Origin of the sequence: Myxococcus vastator, assembly GCF_010894475.1 — a bacterium.
GTDB lineage: Bacteria > Myxococcota > Myxococcia > Myxococcales > Myxococcaceae > Myxococcus > Myxococcus vastator.
In genome coordinates, this window is the sequence record NZ_JAAIYB010000335.1 from 1 (window position 1) to 9,461 (window position 9,461).

Annotated in this window: 6 protein-coding genes; 2 read left to right on the forward strand and 4 right to left on the reverse strand. The window is 70.5% G+C overall.

From position 1 onward, the window contains the following. The first annotated feature begins 88 nt into the window (after positions 1-88). Positions 89-1,111: a 23S rRNA (cytidine(2498)-2'-O)-methyltransferase RlmM gene (locus tag G4D87_RS27030; protein WP_163785359.1), complete on the forward strand. Its 1,023-nt coding sequence runs from the start codon at positions 89-91 to the stop codon at positions 1,109-1,111. A 42-nt stretch (positions 1,112-1,153) separates the two neighbouring features. After that, positions 1,154-1,858 carry a nucleotidyl cyclase domain-containing protein gene (locus tag G4D87_RS27035; protein ID WP_163785369.1) on the forward strand — a complete coding sequence of 235 codons (705 nt, stop codon included), beginning with the start codon at positions 1,154-1,156 and terminating at the stop codon, positions 1,856-1,858. A gap of 136 nt (positions 1,859-1,994) precedes the next feature. Here the strand turns inward: G4D87_RS27035 and G4D87_RS27040 are convergent, their stop codons facing one another. From G4D87_RS27040 to G4D87_RS27055, 4 genes are all read right to left on the reverse strand, one after another. Next, a complete protein-coding gene (locus G4D87_RS27040; RefSeq protein ID WP_163785371.1) occupies positions 1,995-2,912 on the reverse strand; it encodes a M23 family metallopeptidase in 918 nt (305 codons plus the stop codon). A gap of 219 nt (positions 2,913-3,131) precedes the next feature. Next, on the reverse strand, positions 3,132-3,929 hold the full coding sequence (locus G4D87_RS27045; RefSeq protein WP_163785373.1) for a Stp1/IreP family PP2C-type Ser/Thr phosphatase: 798 nt from the start codon (positions 3,927-3,929) through the stop codon (positions 3,132-3,134). 60 nt (positions 3,930-3,989) lie between these two features. Beyond that, entirely contained in the window at positions 3,990-5,726 is a 1,737-nt protein-coding gene (gene recN / locus G4D87_RS27050) for a DNA repair protein RecN (RefSeq protein WP_163785375.1), read from the reverse strand. Positions 5,727-5,846: 120 nt separating this feature from the next. Continuing rightward, positions 5,847-9,098 carry a DEAD/DEAH box helicase gene (locus G4D87_RS27055; RefSeq protein ID WP_163785377.1) on the reverse strand — a complete coding sequence of 1,084 codons (3,252 nt, stop codon included), beginning with the start codon at positions 9,096-9,098 and terminating at the stop codon, positions 5,847-5,849. Between the last annotated feature and the right edge of the window lie 363 nt (positions 9,099-9,461).

Here is a 9,461-nt window from a genome sequence, read left to right on the forward strand (position 1 = left end):
CCGCCAGGGCCCTGCCCCCGGGGGCAAGGCCCCTGCACGCACCGCGCCGCCCGCTCCCAGAGTCCCTCCTCGGGCCAAGATACCCGCGATGCCCGCCCGGACGCTGGCCGCCCGGCCCGGGCGCTGGCTGTGGACCTGCCGCGCGGGTTTCGAGGCCCACCTCTTCGAGGAGCTGGAGTGGGCCGGCGCCGGGCCCCGCCTGCTGGGCGAGGCCCTGGTGGAGAGTGACGCCGTCGCCGGCCCTCCGCCCGCCTTCGCGCGCGCGGGCTATCAGGTGGCCGTCACCCTGACGGACACCCGCCCCGAAGCCATCGCTGAAGCCGCGGCCCGGGCCGTGCTGGCGCTTCCCGGGCGGGCGCCCTGGGCGGTGCAGGCCTTCACGCCCGACACCCCGCGAGGCAACGCCCTGGCGCCCATGGCGGAGGCGCTGGAGTCCGCCGTGTGCGCCAGGCTGCCGCCAGGGCGGCGCGTGGAGGACGCTCAGCGGGCGCGCGAGGCCGGGGCCCTGCTGGTGTCCCTGTGCGTGGCGCCGGACGACGTGACGGTGGTGGGCGCCGTGCACGCGCGCGAAGCCGTGTCCCTGGCGGCGGGCGGACGCAGGCGCATGCGGCGGGCTGGAGACGCGCCGTCACGCGCGGCCATGAAGCTGGAGGAGGCCCTGGACGGACTGGCCTTCGAGCCCGGGCGCGGCGACGTGTGCGTGGACCTGGGCGCGGCGCCGGGCGGCTGGACGCAGCGACTGGTGAGCCGTGGCGCGAAGGTGGTGGCGGTGGACCCCGCCCGGCTGATGCCGGAGCTGACGGGGAACCCGCGCGTGAAGCACGTCCAGGAGAGCGCCTTCGCCTATGCGCCCGACGCGCCGGCGGACTGGCTCTTCTGCGACATGGCCTGGCGCCCCCTGGAAGTGGCGCAGCTGCTGGCCAAGTGGGGCCGCCGCGGCTGGGCGCAGCACCTGGTGGCCAACATCAAGCTGCCCATGAAGGACAAGAACCCCCTCCTGCTGCGGGTGCGCCACACGCTCGTCCAGGAGGGCGGCTGGGAGGGGCTCACCGTTCGCCAGCTCTACCATGACCGGGATGAGGTCACCGTCACCGCGCACAAGATGAAGTGAGGCCCTGCGCCCCGGCGGGGGACGCGCTACACAAGGAGCGCCATGCCCTACCCGCTCGACGACGCCACGGCCACCGCCCTCATCGCCCTCCATCCCTGGGTGCTCACCCGCAGCCCCCAGGCACCGGTGCAGGCCGCCGTGGAGGTGCTCGTCCAGGCGGAGCAGGCCCGGCGCGGCCAGCCGGACGCGAAGACGGGCGCGCTCCAGGTGCCAGCCCTCACCCAGGGCACCCTCCTCAAGGAGGAGTACGATTTGTCCACCCACGGCCACCATGACGGGTGGCGCGTGGGCGCCGTCATCGCGGACGTGCAGGGGATGATCAACGTCAACGCCCGCTTCGGCTTCCCCACCGGGGACGCGGTGCTGCGCGCCACCGTGGAGTCCCTCAGCGCGCAGTACCCCGGCGCGAAGGTGGTGCGCATCCACGCGGACGCCTTCGCCGCCCTGCTCGTGCCCACCTCGCAGCTCGCGGTGGAGGCGCACCTCGCCGCCCCCACGCGTGAACGGCTGGCGCGGGACGTGCGCCGGGCGCTGCCTCAGGAGACGCCCGACGCGGACGTGCCCTCGTGGACGGTGAGCCTGCTGGAGCTGACGGTGGACGCGCCCTCGCACTGGCAGGTGCTGGGACCGCTGCTGTGGGCGGAGCTGGAGCGCACCCACGTCATGGAGCGCACCGGCCGCGCGCAGGGACTTCAGCGCAGGCGCATCCGGCTGGATGGCTCCATCCCAGGCCCCGCGACGCTCTGACGCCGCGAGGCAGCGCCTGAGCGCCGGGCCATCGACCGCGCGCACCCGGAGCCCTTCGGGCTGCCACGGGAGCGCGTCCCTTCCGTCCGCGGCGAGGCGCCTCGACGCACCACCGAGGCGTCATCCTCCGCGCTGACTACTCCTCGAGGATGAACTTGCGCGGGTTCTGCCCGATGCCGTTGACGCGGACCTCGTAGTGGAGGTGCGGGCCGGTGGAGCGGCCGGTGTTGCCGACGGCGGCGATGTGCATGCCGCGCTTCACCCTGTCGCCGGCCTTCACCAGCATCTTCGACAGGTGGCCGTAGCGCGTCTTGATGCCGTACCCATGGTCGATGACGAGCACGTTGCCGTAGCCTCCCTCGAGGCCCGCGAACACCACCGTGCCATCCGACGGCGCGAAGACCTCCTTGCCGTGCGGCGCCGCGATGTCCATGCCGCCGTGCATGACACGGTCCGCGGTGTACGGGTCCAGGCGCGAGCCGAAATCGCTCGTCACCCAGCCGCGCGCGGGCCAGATGGACGGCGTGGAGGCCAGCAGCGACTTCTGGTCCTGGAAGTAGGCCTGCAGCTCCTGGAGGCTCTGCTCCTGGCGGGTGGCCTCCGCGCTCAGCCGGTCCAACCGGCCCATCAGCGCCTTGGGCGTCTCCGTGGAGGTCAGCTGCGTGAACTGCGTGTCGGTGGCCGGCGCGGACGTGCCCGCCTCGGGCTCCGTCGGGCCCATGGCCAGGTTGCGCTGCGGATCGGACAGCAGCGTCACCGCGCGCAGCTTCTGGTCGAAGCGCTCCACCCGGTCCAACGTGGAGCCGATGTGCTCGATGCGCTCACGCACCGACTTGAGCTGCGAGCGCAGCGTCAGGTTCTCTTCGCGAAGGATGCGGTTCTCGGAGGCGTCCGCGGCCACCTGGAAGTAGTGCACGCTCGCACCCACGCCCAGTCCCACCACGAGCATCAGTCCCATCCCCACCTGGGTGAAGAAGGACCGCTGAATGGTGTACCGCTTGACCGGAGCGTCATGGTCCGGAATCACCATCAGTGTGAAGGACTTTTTCGCCACGGGACAGCTCCCCTGCTTGCGTGGGACTACTGGCGCAGCAAGCTAAGTCGCTTGCTCGCGCGCAACACCTCCCCCCGCCGCCTACCCCTCCCGCTTCGTCGCCCACCGGCATTTCGACTCGGCTGGAAACGTTGGGGCAGCTACCACTCAGATTCCAAGAGTGTCAAGGTCAACAGACCCGCAGGGAGGTCTGTCGGCCACGTCCAGACTCCTGGTGCGTCAGGCCTCCACTCGCACGACGATGACGGTGATGTTGTCGTCGCCGCCACGCTCGTTGGCGAAGTCGATGAGACGCTGGGGGACCTCTTCGAAGGTCCGCGACTTCACCACGCTCTCGTGGATCTCCCGGTCCTCCATCATGTTCGCGAGGCCATCCGAACAGAGGAGGAAGACGTCGCCGGGCTCTGACACCAGCCCCATGACGTCCACCTGCACCTCCTCCTCGAAGCCGACGGAGCGGGTGATGATGTTCTTGTAGCGGGAGTGCTTCGCCTCTTCCGGGGTAATCATCCCCGCCTTGATCTGCTCGTTGACCAGCGAGTGGTCCTCGGAGATCTGCTGGATGAGGTCGCCGCGGATGAGGTACGCGCGGCTGTCACCCACGTGGGCGAAGAAGACGTGCTCGTCGCGCACCACCAGGGAGATGACGGTGGTGCCCATGCCGGACAGCCGCGCGTCTTCCTGCGCGGCCGTGAAGATGGCCAGACAGGCCCGCTCCACGGCGGTGCGCAGCGCCTCCGGAATCGGAGAGTCCTGGAGGTTCGGGACGGAAAGGAAGGGGTTGTCCTTGCCTTCCCGCGCCCGGCGCATCTCCTTGTCGATGGTCTCCACCGCGATGCGGGACGCAGTACCGCCGCCCGCATGGCCGCCCATACCGTCGGCCACGACGTAGAGCTGGAGCTCATCATCAATGAGGAAGCTGTCCTCGTTGTGATTACGTTTACGCCCGACATCCGTCAGGCCAGCGGAGATTATTTTCAAGCGGGAGGCCGCGGTCTGCCCTGCGGTGCTGGACACACCCGGGATGCTATGTGAGGCCCAGGGATGGGGCAAGGACGCGGATGCACCTGACGCACTTCACGCAGTGCGTCGGAGCCGCCCCCGGGGGCTCCCCTCCGGTCCGGACTCCCTGCGGGCCCGGGTCCCCAGCGCCCTGTTGGCCGAACGCACCAGGGCCTCCGCCGCGCCCAGGGCCTCACGCGTCACCTCCACGCCCGACATCATCCGTGCCAGCTCCCGGGTCCGCTCCGCCCCTGCCTCCAGCACCACCACCTCGGAGACAGTGCGCTCGCCCTTGAGGCCCTTGCGGATGAGCAGGTGCGCATCCGCATAGGCGGCCACCTGCGGCAGGTGGGTGATGCAGAGCACCTGACGGTGACTGCTCACGTCCTTGATCATCCGCCCCACCACGTCCGCGATGGCGCCACTGACGCCCGCGTCCGCTTCGTCCAGGATGTAGCACCCGCCCCCGTCGCTGTCGGCCAGGGCCTTCTTGAGCGCCAGCAGCAGCCGGCTCGCCTCACCGCCAGAGGCCACCTTCGCCAGCGCGCGCGTCGGCTCGCCGGGGTTCGCGCTGAAGAAGAACTCCACGTCGTCCGCGCCGTCCGGGCGCAGCGACTCCGACGGCGTCACCCGCACCTCGAAGGCCGCCTTGCCCATGGCCAGCTGCCCCAGGCCCTCACGCACCTGCGCGGCGAACGTCACCGCGCTGGCCGTGCGCGCCCGTGTCAGCGCCGCGGCGGCCTTCCGGGCCCGCTCCTCCACCTTGCGGCGGTCGGCGGCCAGCTCCTCCAGGATTTCCTTCCGGTTCTCCAGCGTGCCCAGCTCCACCTCGAGTTCGCCCTGCTTCTTCAGCAGGCCCTCCAGGTGCGTGCCGTGCTTGCGGCACAGCCGCTTGAGCGCGTCCAGCCGCTCCTCCACGTCCGCCAGCCGCGAGGGGTCCGACTCCAGTCCCTCCACGTAGCGGTTGAGCCGGCGCTGTGCCTCCTCCAGCTCCGACAGCGCGGTGCTCAGCGCCTGCGCCACCGGCGCCAGCGTGGCGTCACACTTCACGGATTCGTGCACCAGCCCCAGCGCGCGGCCCACCGTCTCCACGGCGGACTGCTCCTCGCCGGACACCAGCAGCTCCGCTTCCGCGGCGTGGCGCTTGAGCTTCTCCGCGCCGCCCAGCCGCTTGCGCTCCGCGTCCAGCCGCGCGTCCTCGCCGGCCTCCGGGTCCAGCCGCGTGATTTCGTCGAGCTGGAAGCGCAGGAACTCGGCGCGCTCGCGCACCTTGGCCTCGTCTCCGCCCAGCGCCTCCATGCGCGCGTCCACCTCGCGCAGGCCGGTGTACTCCCGGAAGTAGGCCGCCAACCCCTCCTCCAGGTTGCCGTACCGGTCCAGCAGCACCCGGTGCAGGCCCGAATCAAAGAGGCTGACGTGCTCGTGCTGGCCGGCGATGTCCACCGCCCCGCGCGTGAGCTTGCCCAGCACGCCCACTGTCACCAGCGAGCCGTTGACGTAGGCCTTGCCACGCCCGGTGCGTCCCAGCACCCGGCGCACCAGCACCTCTTCCCCCAGGTCCGGCAGCCCCAGCTCCTCCAGCCGGGTCTCCAACGCGGGAGTCCGCGCGAAGACGCCCTCCACGGACGCCTCCTCACAACCGGCGCGAATGACATCCGCGTCGGCGCGCCCCCCGAGCAAAAGGCCCAGTGCATCCACGAGGATGGACTTGCCCGCACCTGTCTCACCCGTGAGGACGGTGAGGCCGGCTCCGAACGCCACCTCCACCTCCTCGATCACCGCCACGTTCGAAATCCGCAGACCCAGCAGCACGCGCGCCCTCCAATGTCCGTACGACGGCTCTGGTACCTGAACACCCTAGCAGGTCCGACTGACACTGCACAGGCGTTCGGGTTGAGCGGACGGATGGCGGGCCCCCAAGCACGCAAGTCCTTAGATTTCCGTGAAGAGCTCCTGGATGTCCTGCTCCGTGAGCGTCCGGCCCAGTTCGTCCGTGTCCCCGCCGAGCACGCCAGCGGCCAGCTCCCGCTTGCGGCGCTGGAGGGCGAGGATCTTCTCCTCCACGGTGCCGCGGGTGATCAGCTTGTAGCTGATGACGGCGCGCGTCTGGCCGATGCGGTGCGTCCGGTCCGTGGCCTGGTCCTCCACGGCGGGGTTCCACCACGGGTCGAAGTGGATGACGTAGTCGGCCGCGGTGAGGTTCAAGCCGGTGCCGCCCGCCTTGAGGGAGATGAAGAAGAGCGGCGGACCGTCCGGGTTGTTGTACTCGTCCACCTTGCCCATGCGGTCCTTGGTGCGGCCGTCCAGGTAGAGGTAGCGCAGGCCCTTCTTGTCCGCCTCCTGCTTCAGCAGCTCCAGCATCTCCGTGAACTGGCTGAAGACGAGCGCGCGGTGGCCTTCCGCCACCAGGTCCTCCACCAACTGGAGGAAGCGCTCCACCTTCGCGCTGGGCGGCATCAGGGTGCCGGGCGGCATCTTGAGCAGGCGTGGATCGCAGCACACCTGCCGCAGGCGCATCAGCGCGGCCAGGATGGACACGCGGCTGCGCTTGAAGCCCACCTTCTCGATGCTCTCGTGCACCTTGCGGCGGCTCTCATCCAGCACCTCGCGATAGAGCGCGGCCTGACCGGGCTCCATCTCGCACCAGGCGACGCTCTCCGTCTTCGGCGGCAGGTCCTTGGCCACCTCCGTCTTCAGGCGGCGCAGGATGAAGGGCTGGATGCGGCGGCGCAGCCGGTCCTTCGCGATGTTGTCGTTGGCCACCTGGATGGGCTGCTCGTAGCGGTCCCCGAAGCCATCCGCGCTGCCGAGGAAGCCCGGCATCAGGAAGTCGAAGATGCTCCAGAGCTCCGACAGGCGGTTCTCCAGGGGCGTACCGGTGAGCGCCAGACGCGTCTCGCTGGGGAGCGCCTTGCACGCCTGCGCGGTGGCGCTGCCCGCGTTCTTGATGTTCTGCGCCTCGTCCAGAATGATGTAGCGGAAGCCCACCTGGGACAGCTGGTCCAAATCCCGGCGCACCAGCGCGTAGGACGTGAGGACCAGGTCCATGTCCTTCAGGTCCTCGGCCCGCTCCTTGCGGTCCTGACCGTGCCACACCATCGTCTTGAGGCCCGGCGTGAAGCGCTCGGCCTCGCGCTCCCAGTTGGCCAGCACGCTGGTGGGCGCCACCACGAGCGACGGCTTGCGCCCCTCGTCGTTGGCCACCTTCTGCATCAGGCTGAGCGACTGGATTGTTTTTCCCAGACCCATGTCGTCCGCGAGGATGCCGGACAGGCCGTGGCGGCGCAGGAACCAGAGCCAGGACAGGCCCGCCTCCTGGTAGTGGCGCAGCGTGGCCTGGAGCCCCTCGGGCACGGACACCTTCGGCACGCCGGCCGTCTCGCGCAGCTCCAGCATCGCCTGGCGCGCCTTGGCCTCCACCTCGGTGAACTCCCCCAGGTCCGCCAGCAGGTCCAGCGCGACGGCCTGGTGCAGCGGCAGCCGCGTGCGCGAGCGGCCCGGCAGCGCGCCGGCCTCCTCGAGCAGGTCCGCCACGCGCTTGATTTCGACGGGGTCCGCCTCCGCGAAGCTCCCGTCCTTCAGGGGGACGAAGCGGCGGCCGGAGTCCAGCCACATGCGCACCGCGCCCAGGTCCACGGCCTGGTCGTCGGTGACGAACTCCGCGTCCAGGTCGAACCACTGCACGCCGCTCATGCCCACGCGGATGCGCGGCTTGAGATTGGGGCGCAGGCGCACCTTGGGGGCCTGCACGCCAAAGCGCTCCCAGTCCTGGGGGAGCGAGGCCAGGCCCCGAGCCCAGAACTCCAGCGCGGTGTCGCCCGTGGCGTCGAAGACCTGCGCCTGCGGCTCGAAGCGCAGGCCCAAATCCAACAGCAGCTTCCCCGCGCCGCGCTCCAGCTCCTCGCGACGCCGGTACAGCTTGCGGCTGTCCCCGCCCACGCCGCTGGCATAGCCCAGGTGCGTGGCCGTGGGGGACACCGGCACCGTCGTCTGGCCGTACTTCGCGGCCAGCTGCACCTTCACGCGCTCGGGGTTGCCCTCCAACGTGAGCATGAAGCGAGGCTCCACGCCCTCGTCCACGTCGATGTCGTCCGCCTTCAGCGCCATGCGGAAGCGCGGCAGGTGCGCGGCGAAGAAGGTCAGCACCCGGTCCAGCTGCCCCGAGGGGAAGGACATGCTGGGCTCGAGCAGCCACTTGCGCAAGAGCCGCGGCGGGAAGTCCGGCTCCACCGGGTGCAGGTTCTGCGCCTGGATGACCCAGGTGCGCCGACCCGACAGGAGGATGACGTCCTTGAGCGCGTAGCTCGCGTTGTCCGGGAAGAGCAGCTCGATGCGCGCGGTGGCGCCGTCCGGGCGGGACTCCAGATGAATCTGGGGCCGCACCGGCACCTCGGTGTTGATGAGCGCCGTGCCACGGTAGATGACGCGGCGGTGGCGCAGGAGCTCCAGCGCCTCGCTCAGCTCCTCGTCGGACAGGACCAGGCGCGAGTCATAGCGGTGCTCGTGGCGCGACAGCAGCATGAAGACGCGCTCGTCCGCGGGGGAGATGCGTCCCCCCGTCTGCAGCAGGCGCTTGACGTGGATGGGCCCCTTCGTCTGCGCGTCCTGCCGGCGCACGTCGACAATCCACTGCCGGGTGCTGCCGTTCCCCGTGCTGGCGGCCGTGAGGCGGTAGAAGAATTCGTAGTCGGGCTGAGAAGACAGACCGAGCCAGCTCTCCACCTTGGCCAGGGCCGGGAGGCTGACCGGGTCGCCGCCCGACTGCATCGGCTCCACATGAGGCTCGTCGTCGATGACGGCCTCCTTCGGCTCGGGAGCGGCGGCGACAGGCTCCGCCGGGCGAGGCGCGGGCGGTCCGGGCGGACGGAAGCGCGCGGCGTAGATGAGTGCCGCGGCCACCACGTGCTTGCAGTGGGGACCTTCGACATTCCACGACGGGCAGGTACAGGTCGACGTGGCTCGGCCGTTACCCAGATGCAGGGCCGTCTGATACCGCTCGCCGGACGAACCGGCGACCTGGGCGCTGATGCGGTCCCCTTCACGATTGAGGCCGAAGACGCGGCGCGACTCCGCCACCTCTCGCCCCTGCTTGAAGGTCGTGGGTTGAACTTCGGCCTTCAGGGCACGGAGCCACTGGGTGTCCTGAGGCGGGAGGATCTCTCGAATATCGGCGGTGGATTGCACGGCTGGCACAGGCCCCAGGCTCCAAATCGCCGGGGAACCCGTTGAACTACCACAGCAACGAGGCTCCCGGTCGCGGGAAAAATCAATGCGTCCGCCAGCAGAATCCGCCGCTGGCATCAAGCTGTGAGAGCATCAACCCCCGCCATGGCCCGGACCGTCCGCTTTCGCGCCTCCGAAACTCGCCCGCTCTTCGGGGAAGCGGCCGGCGCGCCGAGCCGACGCGCCGCCCCTCCCCCCAGAGGCGGGCCTCCCACCCGGGAGGCCCTTTCGCGCGGCGGATGCCCCTGGCCCGCAGGGGACCGTCGCCAGTGCGACAGAGCAGGGGGCCGTCCGCGCCTCCCGCCTCCCGGTCCTCCCCTTCCC

Coding starts and splice junctions, on each gene's coding strand:
- G4D87_RS27030 (WP_163785359.1), top strand. CDS start 89: ATGCCCGCCCGGACGCTGGCCGCCCGGCCCGGGCGCTGGCTGTGGACC.
- G4D87_RS27035 (WP_163785369.1), top strand. CDS start 1,154: ATGCCCTACCCGCTCGACGACGCCACGGCCACCGCCCTCATCGCCCTC.